Here is a 12,583-nt window from a genome sequence, read left to right on the forward strand (position 1 = left end):
AGCGCATACCCGCGCACGCCCGCAGAGCCAGGAGCACGCATGAGCACCGACCGGATCGCCGACAGCACACGGATGGACGCGGTGACGCTGCACGTGCGCGACCTCGACGCGACGACCAGCTACTACCGCGACGGCATCGGGCTGGACGTGCTGGACGACGCGCCCGCCCTGGGACCGGAGGCGGCCGCCGCGGCTGCCGACCCCCGCGCCGCGACGGTCGCGCTGGGCCGCGGCGGGCGCCCGCTCGTCGTGCTGCGCCACGAGCCGGACCTGCCGCCGGCGCCTGCCGGGCAGGCAGGCCTGTTCCACACGGCGCTGCTGTTCGACGACGCCGCGGGCCTCGCCGGCTCCGTCGCCGGGCTCGCCGGGCTCGCGCCGGGCACCTTCGTCGGCAGCGCCGACCACCTCGTCTCGCAGGCCTTCTACTTCACCGACCCCGAGGGCAACGGCGTCGAGCTCTACGTCGACCGACCGCGGGACACGTGGCGCTGGGACGGCGGCCGCGTCGCGATGGACACCCGGCACCTGGACCCGCGCGCCTTCCTCGACGAGCACCTCGCTCCCGAGCACCTCGCGCCCGAGCCCCGGTCTCCGGGGCGGCGCCCGGCCACCGGCTCGGGTGCCGGCGTCGGGCACGTGCACCTGCAGGTCGGCGACGTGGCGGTCGCCCGCGAGTTCTACGTCGGCGTCCTCGGCTTCGCGGAGACCGCCCGCGTGCCCGGCGCGCTGTTCGTCTCCGCGGGCGGCTACCACCACCACCTCGCGATGAACACCTGGAACAGCCGCGGCGCCGGGCCGCGGGCGGCGAGCCTCGGGCTCGGTCAGGTCTCGATCACCGTGCCGGCGCCCGACGACGTCGCGGCGCTCGCCGACCGGCTCGCCCACGCGGGGCTCACCGGCCGGCACGACGGCGCGAGCCTGCGGTTCGACGACCCGTGGGGCACGCTCGTCGAGGTCCGCGCGGCCGCCTGACCGGCCGGCCGGCCGGCCGGCCGGCCGCTCAGCCGCTCAGCCGCGCTCGACCTCGACCTCGGGCAGCCGCGCGTCCTCGACCGTGAGGCGGTGCACCTCGCCGGCGAGGACGAGCGACGCCGTCGCCTCCTTCGTCGTGCAGGACGGCCCGACCCAGAGCTCGACGTCGCCGGGCTCGACGACGCGCACGAGGTCGCGGTCCGCGAGCGCCAGTCGCGCCGCCGGCACGCGGAAGGTCACCCGCGCCGACCCGCCCGGGGCGAGGGCGACGCGGGAGAACGCCACGAGCTGCGCCGTCGGGCGGGTGACGGACGCGACCGTGTCGCGGGCGTAGAGCTGGACGACGTCGTCGCCTGCCCGGTCGCCGGTGTTGCGGACGGTGACGCTCGCGCGGAAGCCGCCCGACGTCGTCGGGCCGTCCTCGACCACGAGGTCCTCGTGCACGAAGCTCGTGTAGGACAGGCCGTGGCCGAACGGGACGACGGGCAGGTTCTCCAGGTTGGAGACCTCGCCCGGGCCGCCGAGGACCGGGTGCAGGTAGGAGTACGGCTGGGCGCCCGAGGATCGCGGCAGGCTGACCGGCATGCGGCCCGAGGGGTTCACGCGCCCGCTCAGCACGCCCGCCACGGCCCCGGCGCCCTCCTCGCCCGGGAAGAACGCCTGGACGACGGCGGCGCAGCGCCCGACCGCCCAGTCCACCGCGTAGGGGCGCCCGGTGAGCAGCACCAGCACGACCGGGGTCCCGGTCTCCAGCACCGCCTCGACGAGCTCGCGCTGCACGCCCGGCAGCTCCAGGCTGTCGCGGTCGCAGCCCTCGCCGACGGTCCCGCGGCCGAACAGGCCGGCCTGGTCGCCGACGACGACCACGGCGGTCTCGGCGTCCCGCGCGACGGCGACGGCCTCGGCGATGCCCGACCGGTCGTCGTCGTCCACCGCGCAGCCGCGGGCGAACGCGAGCGGCGCGCCCAGCTCGGCGCCGAGGGCCTCGCGGAGCGTGGCGACCTCGATCCCGAGCGGCGTGCCGGGGTGCTGGCCGAGCACGTGGTTGGTGAAGGAGTAGCAGCCGAACATCGCCTGGGCGCGGTCCGCGTTGGGCCCGACGACGGCCACCCGCGCCGGCGGCGTGCGGCCGGGTCCGGAGAGCGGCAGGGTGCCGTCGTTCGTCACGAGCACGACGGACGCCTCGGCGAGCTCGCGCGCGATCGCGCGGTGCGCGGCCGGGTCGAGGTCGACGCCGTCGTCGAGCGGGCCGTCGAACGTCTCGTCCAGGAGGCCCAGCTCGGCCTTCTGGGCCAGGTGCCGCAGGACGGCGCGGTCGACGAGCGCCTCGTCCACCGCGCCCGAGCGCACCCGCTCGACGAGGGGGGCGAGGTAGGCGTTGCCCGTGGGGAGCTCGACGTCGATGCCGGCGGCCAGCGCCTGGCCCGCCGCGTCGCCCAGGTCGGCCGCGACCCCGTGCAGGTGCTGCAGGAAGGCGACCTCGAAGTAGTCGGCGACCACGGTCCCCTCGAAGCCCCACCGCTCGCGCAGCAGGTCCGTGAGGAGCCGGGGGTCCGCCGCGACGGGCAGCCCGTCGATCTCGGCGTAGGACGGCATCACCGAGCGCACGCCGCCGTCGACGACGGCGATCTCGAAGGGGACCAGCAGCGTGTCCAGCAGCTCGCGCGGCCCGGCGTGGACCGGCGCGAGGTTGCGCCCGGCCCGGGAGGCCGAGTACCCGACGAAGTGCTTGAGCGTGGCGACGATGCCGGCCGACTGCAGGCCGCGCACGTACGCCGTCCCGATCGTCCCCACGGCGAGCGGGTCCTCGCTGATGCACTCCTCGACGCGCCCCCAGCGGGCGTCGCGGATCACGTCGAGCACCGGGGCGAGACCCTGGTGCACGCCCAGCGAGCGCATCGTCGTGCCGATCGCCGCGCCCATGCGCTCCACGACCTCCGGCGCCCACGCCGCCCCCCACGCCAGCGGGGTCGGGAAGGTCGTCGCCTTCCACGCCGCCAGGCCCGTGAGGCACTCCTCGTGCGCGAGGGCGGGGATGCCGAGGCGGGTGCGCGTGACGAGCCACCGCTGCATCTCCTGCAGCCACCGGCGCCGCTCGGCCGGCTCCACCGGGCGGGTGCCGTAGGCCCGGGTGATCTGGCCGAGGCCGTGCCGCGCGAAGTCGCGCAGCCCATCGTCGTCCGTGCGGACCTCGCCGGCCATCTCGCCCTGCATGGGGGCCACGCCCTCGCCGCCCTGGTCGACCCAGACCCCGACGATCTGGGCGACCTTCTCCTCGAGGGTCATGCGCCCGAGCAGCTCCGCGGCGCGCTCGCGCGCCCTGGTGCGCTCGGCGGCCGACGGGGTGCCCGGCGGCGTCGGGCGGCGGGACGGCGCCGCGACGTCGTCGGTGGTGACGGTGGTGTTCATGGAGGTCCTGTCCGTGGTCGTGACGGCCGGCCGGCCGCCCCGGGTGTCACTTGCCGAAGCCGGCGGTGAGCCCCGAGAGCAGCTGGCGGCGTCCGATCAGGTAGAGGGCGAGCAGGGGCAGGAGCGACAGCGTCACGGCCGCGGTGATCGCGGGCACGTTCACGCCGTACTGGCTCTGGAACGTCCACAGGCCGAGGGTGAGCACACGCACGCTCTCGGACTGCGTCAGCACCAGCGGGAAGATGAAGCCGTTCCATGCTCCCATCGCCGTGTAGATGCCGACGGTGGTGATGCCGCCCCGGGAGAGCGGCAGCGCGAGGGTCCAGAACGTCCGGGCCGGCGAGGCGCCGTCGACGTTCATCGCCTCGTACAGCTCGCCCGGCACGTCGCGCAGGCTCGCGGTGAGCACGAGGATCGACAGCGGGATGGCGAACGCCGCGGTCGGCAGCACGATCGCGAGCAGCGTGTCGTACATGTGCAGCTGAGTGATCATCAGGTAGATCGGGATGATCGTCGCCTGCGCGGGGATCGCCAGGCCGAGCAGCACCACCGAGAACGTGCGCCGCACGAACCGGCTGCGCGAGCGCACGATGGCGTAGGCGGCCGGGAGCGAGAGCGCGAGCACGATGGCGACCGTCGCCACGGTCACGATCGCCGTGTTGAGGAGCAGCAGCCCGAAGCCCGACTCCAGCACGAGCCGGTAGCTCGCGAAGGAGAGGTCCTTCGGGACCGACATCGGCCCGGACAGCAGGTACTCGCTCGAGGTGCGCAGCGACGTCGTGATCAGGAAGTAGAGCGGGACGGCGACGATGACGAACCACACCATGGCGCCGATCCAGCCCACGGGCGCGGGCGCCTCGCGGCGCTCGCGCCGCAGCCGCTGGCGGGGGCGCCCGTCCCCGGTGCCCGCGGCCCCGCCGGTGCCCGTCCCGCCGCCGGTCCCGGCGCGCCCGGCCCGGGCGCGCGCGTCGGAGCTGGTCGTGGTGCTCACAGTCCCTCCTTCTGGCTGTCCATCCGGTGGAACCCGGTCGCGCGCGTGACGAAGAGCGACAGCGCGGTGCCGAGCACCAGGAGGAGCACGGCGAGCACGCTCGCGTAGCCCATGTCGAACGACTGGAAGCCCTCGATGTACATGTGCAGCGGCAGGACGCGGGTCGCGGTGCCGGGCCCGCCGCCGGTGAGGATCAGGATGATCTCGAAGTACGTCATCGACCCGACGAGCATGAGGACCGACGACGTGATGATCGTGTGCTTGAGCTGCGGCACGGTGATCGCGGTGAACTGACGGAACCGGCCGGCGCCGTCGATCCGGGCCGCCTCGTACAGCGAGCCCGGGACCTGCCGCGTCGCACCCTGGTACAGGAGCACGTGGAAGGGGACGAACTGCCAGGCGACGACGGCCACGACGACCCAGAACACCAGGTCGGGGTCACCGATGAAGTTGCCGTCCGGCACCCCGATCAGCGGGCCGACGACGCTCGCCAGCCCGAAGTTCGGGTCGAGCAGGCCGCCCCAGAGGATCGCGATGGCGGCCGAGGACATGAGGAGCGGGACGAAGAACACGGCCGCGAGGACCGCCCGCCCGCGCCCGTGGTGGGCGAGCCACACGCCCAGGGGCAGGCAGATCGCGGTCTGCAGGAGCCACGAGACGATCGTCAGCCCGATCGTCAGGCGGAGCGAGGGCATGAGCTGCGTGTCGTGCGCGAGCTTCGTCCAGTTGTCCGTCCCGGTGAAGACCGGCGAGCCGATGCCGGACCACTGCGTGAAGGACAGGTAGACGACGATCGCCATGGGCAGCAGGGCGAACAGCCCGAAGAACCCGAGCGCCGGGACGGCCCAGAGTGCTCCGGGCCGTCCCGTGCCGACGGTGGTGCGAGCCATCACTTCGCCATCGCGTCGGCGAACTCCTGCGGCTCCATCTGACCGAGGAAGACCTTCTGCAGGTTGGTGAGCATCGTCTGGGCCGTGGCCGCGTCGAGCGCCTGGTCCCACGACTGCGTGAAGGACGACGAGTCGTTGACGATCTGGTAGGTGAAGGCGTTGAAGTGCGCGAAGTCGCCGGTCTTGACCTTCTCCTCCAGCCCGGTGATGGCCGGGACCTGGCCGATGCTGAGCAGGCCGTCGACGTACTCGTCGCTGGTGAGCGTGTCGAGCAGGTACTGCGTCGCGCCGTCCTTGACCTTCGAGCCGTCGGTGACGGAGTAGAAGTTCGAGGGGTTGCCGACGACGGCGCTCGGGTCGCCCTTGCCGCCGTCCACGGTCGGGAAGGTGCCCCAGACGAGCGAGTCGGACTTGGCGAAGTCGGGGAACGAGGCGTTCAGCGCGGAGACCTCCCACGAGCCCATGAGCTCGAGGCCGGCCTTGCCGCCGGCGATGAGGGCCTGCGTGCCCTGGTCGTCGTAGCCGACGGCCGAGTAGTTGGTGCCGAAGGCTCCGGCGTCGACGAGCTGCTGGATCATCGTCAGGGACTCGATGACGGCGGGGTCGGACCATGCGCCGTCGTCGCCCGCGGCGATGGCGGCGAACTTGTCGGACCCGCCGACGCGGTCGAGCAGGTACTCGAGCCACATGAGCTCGGTCCACGACTGCGAGCCCGCGAGCGCGATCGGGGTGACCCCGGAGGCCTTGAGCGCCTTGACGTCGGCGAGCAGGTCGTCCCAGGTGGCGGGCATGCCGTCGACGCCGGCCTTCTTCAGGACGTCGTCGTTGCCGTACATCATGACGGGCTGCACGCCCTGCATCGGCAGGCCGTAGATCTTGCCGTCGATGGTGCCGACGTCCAGGACCGACGGGATGAGCTTGCTCTTGAAGTCGGCGTCGCCGTCGACCGCGGACGTCAGGTCGGCGACCTGCCCGGCGTCGACGTACTGCTTGAGGTTGCCGCCGCCCCAGTTGTAGAAGATGTCCGGCTGGTTGGGGGAGCCGATGGCGGTCTGCAGCTTCTGCTTGTACGGGTCGTTCGCGTAGTTGCTCACCGTGAAGGTCACGTCGCCGCTCGTGGCGAAGGTCTCGGCCGACTTCTCCTGGACGGGGTTGAGACTGGCGTCGGTGATGACCCAGATGTCGCCGGTGCTGCTGCCGCGGTCGCCGCCGTCCGCGGAGGTGTCGGACGGGCCGGAGGACCCGCAGGCGGTCAGTGCGAGCGCGAGCGCGCCGGCGGTGGCGACGGTCGCGAGCGCGCGGCGCCGGCCGCGAAAGAGTGGGGTGCGCATGTCGTCTCCTCGTCGAGAGAATCCGCGATCTCCTGTGATCGCGAGCCGAAACTTTCCGTCCGGTCTTCGTCTCAGAAACGTACGGGTCGACGGGAAACCGGGTCAACGCATCGAGGCCGAGTGCGATAGGTTGCAGCGAAAGTATCGGGATCGTCGGCGGAAAGGTAGGGCGAACGATGACGTCGCTCGTCAGCTCGGAGACAGGCCGCGACGCGGGACGCGTGACCATCGCCCGCGTCGCGGACCTCGCCGGGGTCTCGGTCCCCACCGTCTCGAAGGTGCTCAACGGTCGCCAGGGAGTCTCCGACGAGACCCGGGAGCGCGTCCAGGCGCTCCTCGACGAGCACGGGTACCGCCGCCGCGGGGCCGAGCGGCGCCAGAGCGTGGGCCTCGTCGACTTCGTCATCCGCGACCTGAACTCGCTGTGGGCCAACGAGCTGGTGCGCGGGGCCGAGCGCGAGGCGGCGCGGGCCGGCGTCGGGCTCGTCGTCACCGCCACGCACGGGCGGCGCTTCGGCAACCAGCACTGGCTGCGCCACATCGTCGCGCGGCGCACCGACGGGATCGTGCTCGTCGTCTCCCAGCTGCAGGAGGACATCGAGGACGAGCTGCACCGGCTGAACACGCCGTTCGTGCTCGTGGACCCCGTGGGCACCACGGACCGGGCCGCGGCGAGCGAGGAGATGCCGACCGTCGCGGCGTCGAACTGGGCGGGCGGGATCTCCGCGACCGAGCACCTGCTCGCGCTCGGGCACCGGCGGATCGGCATCATCACGGGGCCGGAGTCGCTGCAGTGCTCCCAGGACCGCCTCGACGGGTTCCGCACCGCGATGCTGCGGGCCGGGGTCCCGGTGCCGGACCCGCTCGTGCGCTATGGCGACTTCCAGGTCTCCGGGGGGCGGGCGCAGGCCGAGCACCTGCTGTCCCTGCGGACGCCGCCGACCGCCATCTTCGCCGGGTCCGACCAGCAGGCCTACGGGGTCTACGAGGCCGCGCGGGCCCGCGGGCTGCGGGTGCCGGAGGACCTCTCCGTCGTCGGGTTCGACGACGTGGAGCTGTGCGAGTGGGTCTCGCCCCAGCTGACCACCGTGCGCCAGCCGCTCGCGCAGATGGCGCGCGAGGCGACGCGCATCGTGCTGGACCTGCGGCGCAACGACCCGACGTCGGCCCGCAAGATCGAGCTCGCGACGAGCCTCGTGGTGCGGGGGTCGACGGCGCCGCCCCGCGTCTGAGACGGGCGGGCGGCGGCGGGGTGCGGTGGTCTGGCGCGGCCCTGCCTCAGGAGGCGGCCTTGACCACCAGCACCGGCGCGAAGGTGTCCAGCAGGACGCGCTGCGTCGTCGAGCCGAGCAGGAACTTGCTCACGGGCGAGCGCTTGCGCGAGCCGAGGACGACGAGCTCGACCGCGGGGTCGTCCGCCGCGTCGAGGATCGCGTCCGCGGGGTCGGTCGCCGGGTCGCGGTAGGTGACCGGACCCGCCTCGACGTCGCCGTCCGCGGCGACCTCGGCGAGGACGGCGGCCAGGGTCGCGGGGGCCGGCTCCGCGGGGTCCTGCGGGTCGAGGCCGAGCACCGCCAGCGTCGTCCGCCGCCGCCGGGCCTCGTCGACCGCCCGCCGCAGCGCGGCCTCGCCCTGCGGTGAGTCGTTGTACGCCACCAGCACGGTCATCGCACGGTCTCCCTCGTCTCGGTGCTCCGGTCACCTTCTCACACCGGACTTGTCAGACTCTCGCTCCGCTCGGGCCGAGCCGGAGTCTGACAGGTCGGCTAGGGTGCGCACGGGTCGAGCGACGACGCCGGAAAGGGTGGACCGTGTCCGCACAGCAGGACTTCCTCGCCGCGGTGACGCGCTCGCGCATCGTGCCCGTCGTCGTCGCCGGCGGCGCCGACCAGGGGCTGAACGTCGCCTCCGCGCTCCTGCACGGGCGCCTGCCCGTGGCCGAGATGACGCTGCGCGTACCCGGAGCCGTCGCCGCGATCGCGGCCGTCGCCGAGGACTACCCGGAGGTGCTCGTCGGCGCCGGGACGGTGGTGCGGCCCGACCAGGTCGACGAGGTCGTGGAGGCCGGCGCCCGGTTCGTCGTCTCGCCCGGCCTGTCCGAGGCCGTCGTCGCCCGGGCGCGCGAGCGCGGCGTGGCGATCGTGCCGGGCGTCGCGACGCCGTCGGACATCATGCGGGCGATCGAGCTGGGGATCGAGACCGTCAAGCTGTTCCCGGCCGCCACGCTCGGCGGCCCCGCCGCCGTCGAGGCGCTGTCCCAGCCGTTCCCCGGGCTGTCCTTCCTGCCCACGGGCGGGATCGACGCCCGCGACATGGGCGACTACCTCATGCTCGAGCGCGTGGTTGCGGTGGGTGCGGACTGGATGGTCGACCCGGCCCTCGTGCACGGCGAGAACTGGGACGAGATCTCGCGGCGCAGCCGGGACGCGGTCGACGTCGCCGAGCGCGTCATGGCGATGCGGCCCCTCCCGCACCCCGACGGCGACGCGGGCACGGTCGGGTCCGCCGACGACGACTGGTCGTGAGCGGCGACGACACGTCGCCTGCGTCCCGGCCCTCCCCGCTCGACCTGACGCTCGCCGTCGCGCACGCCCGCGCGCTGCGGGCGGCGGGCGAGCCGCGCCGCGCGGCTGCGGTGCTCGACGCCGCGTTCGGGGGAGAGGGCCGCGGGTCGGAGCGGGCCCGGCGCGACGCGCTCGTGCTGCGTGCCCAGCTCGCGCTCGAGCTGCGCGGAGCGGGGCGCGCCTAGACTGCGCGGGGTCGGGACCCGAGAGCGAGGAGAGCACGTGCGTCAGGTGCGCCGCTGGGTCGACCCGTTCGTCGTCGGCATCCTGCTGGCGCTGCTGCTCGGACTCGTCGTGCCGGTGCCGGACGCCGCCCGGGGCGTCGTGGACGGGGCGGCCGACGTCGCGGTCTTCCTGCTGTTCCTCGTCTACGGCGCCCGGCTGTCCACGCGCGAGGTCTGGGCCGGGCTGCGCAACGTGCGCCTCCAGGGCGGGATCCTCGCCGCCACGTGGGTGGTGTTCCCCGTCGTCGGGCTCGTGGTCTCGCTCGCCGTGACACCGCTGATCGGCTCGGCGCTGGCCACCGGGGTCCTGTTCGTGTCGCTGCTGCCGTCGACGGTCCAGTCGTCCGTCGCGTTCACCGCGGTGGCGCGGGGGAACGTCGCCGGGGCGATCTGCGGCGCCACGATCTCGAACCTCCTCGGCATGGTGCTCACGCCGCTGCTCGTGCTGTGGCTGATGTCGGCCTCAGGGTCGGCCGGTGGGTTCGGCGCGGTCGGCGACGTGCTCCTGCACCTGCTGCTGCCGTTCGTCGTCGGGCAGCTGCTCCAGCCGTTCGTCGGGGAGTGGATCCGGGCCCGGCGCTGGATCTCCATGGTCGTGGACCGGGGCTCGATCCTGCTCGTGGTGTTCTCCTCGGTGTCCGCCGCGTCGGCCGAGGGCGCGTGGTCGCAGGTGACGGGCTGGGCGCTCGTCGGGCTGCTGGCCGTGTGCGGGGTGGTGCTCGCGATCATGCTGTGCAGCACGTGGTTCGGGGGCAGGGCGCTGCGGCTGGGGCTCCCGGACCGGGTCGCGCTGCTCATGTGCGGCTCGAAGAAGTCGCTCGCGACGGGGCTGCCGATGGCGGCGGTGCTGTTCCCGGTGGCGGAGGCCGGGACGGTCGCGGTGCCGCTGATCGTCTTCCACCAGCTGCAGCTCGTGGTCTGCGCGGTGCTCGCGCGGCGTCTGGCGCTGCGCACGGAGTGAGCTCCGCGTCGACCGCCCCACCGCCCCGCCCCACCGCCGAGCGCGTCATCGGTCGGCCGGATCGGCCGTTTCGACCGACAGATGACGCGCTCGGCGGTGGTCGAGCGGGCGCCGTCGTCCTACCGTCGTGGCATGGCAGCCTCGAAGAAGGACCGCTGGTCCCAGGACGTGACCGAGGGCAGCGACTCGCTAGACCTCGACGACGGCGTGTTCACGCTCGACGACCCCGCGGAGATCGCGCGGTCGCTGCAGCGCTCCGCGGAATCGAGCGACCGGCGCAAGAGCTCCCCGTACGCCTCGGCGATGTCGATGCTCACGTTCTACATGAACCGCGCGGGCGACCAGCTGCCCGCCGAGCGGCGCGACGTGCTCGACGAGGCGAAGCAGGAGCTGCGCCGCCTCTACGGGCGCGACTGACGCCGTCGGGCACTCTCGCCCGCACCGTCCCTGTCCGCCGAGACGTCGAATTCGGCCCCTCGATTCGAAGAATCAGGGGCCGAATTCGACATCTCGGCGGGTGGGCGGGGCCGTCCCTCACCCCGGCAGGTCCACCGCCGAGCCGACGAGGTAGCGCGAGTACGCGGAGATCGTCAGGAAGGTGGGGTAGTCCTCGGCGAGCGCGACGGCCCGGAACACCTCGGCGGCGTCCTCCACCCGGTTGCCGGGCGGGCGCGGCAGGTCGTCGACGATCTCCTCGAGCAGGGCGAGGACGCGGTCGCGGGTGATCGTCGCGCCGCCCGCGGTGCGCGTGCCCGAGGCGATCCACTGCCACACCTGCGACCGCGAGATCTCGGCCGTGGCCGCGTCCTCCATCAGGTGGTCGATCGCGGCCGCTCCCACGCCGCGCAGCCACGACTCGACGTACCGCACGCCGACGGAGACGTTCGCCCGCAGGCCGGCGGCGGTCACCGTCGCGCCCTCGCGCCGCGCGGAGCCGATGTCCAGGAGCTCGTGCTGCCCCACGTGCACGTCGTCGCGCAGGCGGTGCACCTGGTGCGGCATCCGGCCGAGAACGGCGTCGAACTCCTCGCGGGCGGCCGGGATCAGGTCCGGGTGCGCGACCCAGGTCCCGTCGAAGCCGTCGCCGGCCTCCCGCCGCTTGTCCGCGCGCACCTTCTCGAGCGCCGCCGCGGTGACGTCGGGCCGGCGCCGGTCGGGGACGAACGCGCTCATCCCGCCGATGGCGTGCGCCCCCCGCTTGTGGCACGTCTGCACGAGCAGCTCGGTGTAGGCCCGCATGAACGGGACGGTCATGGTGAGCTGGTCGCGGTCGGGCAGGACGTAGGAGTCCCCGCGGGTGCGGAACGCCTTGATGATCGAGAAGAGGTAGTCCCAGCGGCCGGCGTTGAGGCCGGCGCAGTGCTCGCGCAGCTCGTAGAGGATCTCGTCCATCTCGAACGCCGCGGGCAGCGTCTCGATCAGCACGGTCGCCCGGACCGTGCCCTGGGGGAGCCCGAGGCGCTCCTGGGCGAGCACGAAGATGTCGTTCCACAGCCGCGCCTCGCGGTAGCCCTCGAGCTTGGGCAGGTAGAAGTACGGCCCGCGCCCGCGCGCCACGAGCTCGTGGGCGTTGTGGAACAGGTAGAGGCCGAAGTCGACGAGGCTCGCCGACGCGGCGTTCGCCGTCCCGGCGCGGTCCACGTAGCGCAGGTGCGTCTCGGCGAGGTGCCACCCGCGGGGCCGGAAGACGATCGTCGGCATCTGCGTGAGCACCGGGGTGCGCAGCGCGTACTCCTTGCCGGCCTCGCTCGTGAAGGTCAGCTCCCCGCGGATCGCGTCGTGCAGGGCGAGCTGCCCCCCGACGACGTTGCGCCACGTGGGGGAGGAGGCGTCCTCGGCGTCGGCGAGCCACACCTTCGCGTCCGAGCTCAGCGCGTTGATCGTCATCCTCGGGTCGGTGGGGCCCGTGATCTCCACGCGCCGGTCCTCGAGGCCCGGCGCGGCGTGCGCGACCCGCCAGGTCGGGTCGTCGCGCACCGGGCGGGTGCTGGCGCGGAAGTCGGGGTCGGCGCCGGCGGCGACCTCCTCGCGGCGGCGCTGACGCTCCATCAGCAGGTCGTGGCGGCGCCCGCCGAAGGCCTCGTGGAGCTCGGCGACGAACGCGAGGGCCTCCGGCGTGAGGATCTCCTCGTAGCGGTCGCCGAGGCGGGCGTCGACCCGCATGCGGGGGCCGGGGGCCGTCGTCGGCCGGGGGGCGGTGGCGGTGCGCGGCTGCTCGGTCGTGATGGTCATGATCTGCTC

The 12,583-nt window shown here is 73.7% G+C and carries 12 protein-coding genes; 6 read left to right on the forward strand and 6 right to left on the reverse strand.

All coding sequences use genetic code 11. The features are described 5' to 3' along the window. Positions 1-39: 39 nt before the first annotated feature. Positions 40-972, forward strand: coding sequence for a VOC family protein (locus EDF32_RS04285; protein WP_123307305.1), 933 nt, complete (start codon positions 40-42; stop codon positions 970-972). A 36-nt stretch (positions 973-1,008) separates the two neighbouring features. Here EDF32_RS04285 and EDF32_RS04290 read toward each other — a convergent pair whose 3' ends face one another. From EDF32_RS04290 to EDF32_RS04305, 4 genes are read right to left on the reverse strand one after another with little or no spacing between them, the layout of a single operon-like run. Beyond that, on the reverse strand, positions 1,009-3,381 hold the full coding sequence (locus EDF32_RS04290) for a glycoside hydrolase family 3 N-terminal domain-containing protein (protein ID WP_123307306.1): 2,373 nt from the start codon (positions 3,379-3,381) through the stop codon (positions 1,009-1,011). 46 nt (positions 3,382-3,427) lie between these two features. Further along, positions 3,428-4,372 carry a carbohydrate ABC transporter permease gene (locus EDF32_RS04295; RefSeq protein ID WP_233565698.1) on the reverse strand — a complete coding sequence of 315 codons (945 nt, stop codon included), beginning with the start codon at positions 4,370-4,372 and terminating at the stop codon, positions 3,428-3,430. After that, positions 4,369-5,262, reverse strand: coding sequence for a carbohydrate ABC transporter permease (locus EDF32_RS04300; RefSeq protein WP_123307307.1), 894 nt, complete (start codon positions 5,260-5,262; stop codon positions 4,369-4,371). The genes EDF32_RS04295 and EDF32_RS04300 overlap by 4 nt, the downstream gene beginning before the upstream one ends. After that, positions 5,262-6,593, reverse strand: a complete 1,332-nt coding sequence (locus EDF32_RS04305) for an extracellular solute-binding protein (protein ID WP_123307308.1) — start codon at positions 6,591-6,593, stop codon at positions 5,262-5,264. The genes EDF32_RS04300 and EDF32_RS04305 overlap by 1 nt, the downstream gene beginning before the upstream one ends. Before the next feature lie 221 nt (positions 6,594-6,814). Between EDF32_RS04305 and EDF32_RS04310 the strand changes: the two genes are divergently transcribed. Continuing rightward, on the forward strand, positions 6,815-7,825 hold the full coding sequence (locus EDF32_RS04310; protein WP_233565699.1) for a LacI family DNA-binding transcriptional regulator: 1,011 nt from the start codon (positions 6,815-6,817) through the stop codon (positions 7,823-7,825). Between the two features lie 46 nt (positions 7,826-7,871). On the opposite strand, the gene EDF32_RS04315 is transcribed toward EDF32_RS04310, so the two are convergent. Beyond that, positions 7,872-8,261 carry a universal stress protein gene (locus EDF32_RS04315; RefSeq protein WP_123307310.1) on the reverse strand — a complete coding sequence of 130 codons (390 nt, stop codon included), beginning with the start codon at positions 8,259-8,261 and terminating at the stop codon, positions 7,872-7,874. A 143-nt stretch (positions 8,262-8,404) separates the two neighbouring features. Between EDF32_RS04315 and eda the strand changes: the two genes are divergently transcribed. The 4 genes from eda to EDF32_RS04335 all read left to right on the forward strand — a co-directional run bounded on the left by eda (position 8,405) and on the right by EDF32_RS04335 (position 10,759). Next, complete coding sequence (gene eda / locus EDF32_RS04320) at positions 8,405-9,118, forward strand: bifunctional 4-hydroxy-2-oxoglutarate aldolase/2-dehydro-3-deoxy-phosphogluconate aldolase (RefSeq protein ID WP_123307311.1); 714 nt, start codon at positions 8,405-8,407, stop codon at positions 9,116-9,118. Then, a complete protein-coding gene (locus EDF32_RS04325) occupies positions 9,115-9,342 on the forward strand; it encodes a hypothetical protein (protein ID WP_123307312.1) in 228 nt (75 codons plus the stop codon). The genes eda and EDF32_RS04325 overlap by 4 nt, the downstream gene beginning before the upstream one ends. Positions 9,343-9,379: 37 nt before the next feature. Continuing rightward, positions 9,380-10,342, forward strand: a complete 963-nt coding sequence (locus EDF32_RS04330; protein WP_123307313.1) for a bile acid:sodium symporter family protein — start codon at positions 9,380-9,382, stop codon at positions 10,340-10,342. Positions 10,343-10,474: 132 nt separating this feature from the next. Then, a complete protein-coding gene (locus EDF32_RS04335) occupies positions 10,475-10,759 on the forward strand; it encodes a DUF3175 domain-containing protein (protein ID WP_123307633.1) in 285 nt (94 codons plus the stop codon). Positions 10,760-10,876: 117 nt separating this feature from the next. Here the strand turns inward: EDF32_RS04335 and aceB are convergent, their stop codons facing one another. Next, entirely contained in the window at positions 10,877-12,574 is a 1,698-nt protein-coding gene (aceB, locus tag EDF32_RS04340; protein ID WP_123307314.1) for a malate synthase A, read from the reverse strand. Positions 12,575-12,583: the final 9 nt, after the last annotated feature.

It is taken from the genome of Cellulomonas sp. PhB143, assembly GCF_003752595.1.
Lineage (GTDB): Bacteria > Actinomycetota > Actinomycetes > Actinomycetales > Cellulomonadaceae > Paraoerskovia.

Coding starts and splice junctions, on each gene's coding strand:
- EDF32_RS04285 (WP_123307305.1), top strand. CDS start 40: ATGAGCACCGACCGGATCGCCGACAGCACACGGATGGACGCGGTGACG.
- EDF32_RS04290 (WP_123307306.1), bottom strand. CDS start 3,381: ATGAACACCACCGTCACCACCGACGACGTCGCGGCGCCGTCCCGCCGC.
- EDF32_RS04300 (WP_123307307.1), bottom strand. CDS start 5,262: ATGGCTCGCACCACCGTCGGCACGGGACGGCCCGGAGCACTCTGGGCC.
- EDF32_RS04305 (WP_123307308.1), bottom strand. CDS start 6,593: ATGCGCACCCCACTCTTTCGCGGCCGGCGCCGCGCGCTCGCGACCGTC.
- EDF32_RS04315 (WP_123307310.1), bottom strand. CDS start 8,261: ATGACCGTGCTGGTGGCGTACAACGACTCACCGCAGGGCGAGGCCGCG.
- EDF32_RS04335 (WP_123307633.1), top strand. CDS start 10,475: ATGGCAGCCTCGAAGAAGGACCGCTGGTCCCAGGACGTGACCGAGGGC.
- aceB (WP_123307314.1), bottom strand. CDS start 12,574: ATGACCATCACGACCGAGCAGCCGCGCACCGCCACCGCCCCCCGGCCG.